Source organism: Fortiea contorta PCC 7126 (assembly GCF_000332295.1).
GTDB lineage: Bacteria > Cyanobacteriota > Cyanobacteriia > Cyanobacteriales > Nostocaceae > Fortiea > Fortiea contorta.
In genome coordinates, this window is sequence record NZ_KB235930.1 from 1 (window position 1) to 794 (window position 794).

The following is a 794-nucleotide window of genomic DNA, read 5'->3' on the forward strand; positions in this document are numbered from 1 at the left end:
ATTTCGTGCTGTTCGCTGCAGCCTTGATCCTGAGGTATCGGAATCTCCTTCGTCGCATTTTTTCCATCAACTGCGATCTGGTAAGACCCATGCTCTGGGCTAGCTGTTGCAGCATCTCCCAGGATTCGGGAGTCACTTTCAACGTTCCCGATATGACTGTTCTCCCGGAATTTGGGCGGCCGGTTCTTGGCATTTTTCATTACCATAATTAACTCCTCAATTATCGCACATCTAGAAGTCTGTTATTGACTCAGACGTTCAGACGTGCAATTATTATAACCATGAGGACTTCCAGAAGTCTAATTATTCGCTCCCCAACGCCTAACCCTTCGCGTTGCACCTGGAGCAAGCACCCACGCACTGCCTAGTCCCCGCGTGGAAACACCCTTGAATTTGTACCTGATGCTCATGCAAAAGGCGATCGCCCTACCAGTAGCACAGAGCGATCGCCAGTCAAATACCAAGTTATAAGGAGTCCATATTATCATTCAAAAAATTCTCGCAGACACAGCCAAACTTAATCGCTCCCAAGCCTTGGGATTATGTGCCCTGATCTGCGTTGCTTTAAGAGAAAATACCAGCGTCGCTTACCAGTGGGAGGAATTGAATTTTTCAGATATTCCTCAAAAATTGATAGACGCCATCGATGAGCTTGATGAAGATTACCAATTCGTTCTGCTCAACAATATCTCTTATGGATTCGTGGAGGAAGACGCGGTCGAAGTCCTTGGGCTAGTCGATTAAAAAGGCGATCGCCTTTTATCAGGAGTGCGATCGCCAAGTAATGGATTTGA

At 46.6% G+C, this 794-nt stretch carries 2 protein-coding genes; both read right to left on the reverse strand.

Going from position 1 to position 794, the window contains the following annotated elements:
- A partial coding sequence (locus MIC7126_RS31720) for a hypothetical protein (RefSeq protein ID WP_238553585.1) occupies positions 1–206 on the reverse strand: 206 nt, incomplete at its 3' end.
- Between the two features lie 93 nt (positions 207–299).
- Entirely contained in the window at positions 300–488 is a 189-nt protein-coding gene (locus MIC7126_RS30005) for a hypothetical protein (RefSeq protein WP_154655789.1), read from the reverse strand.
- Between the last annotated feature and the right edge of the window lie 306 nt (positions 489–794).

Excerpts from the sequence above, each read along its gene's own strand:
- MIC7126_RS30005 (WP_154655789.1), bottom strand. The coding sequence starts at position 488 with ATGATAATATGGACTCCTTATAACTTGGTATTTGACTGGCGATCGCTC.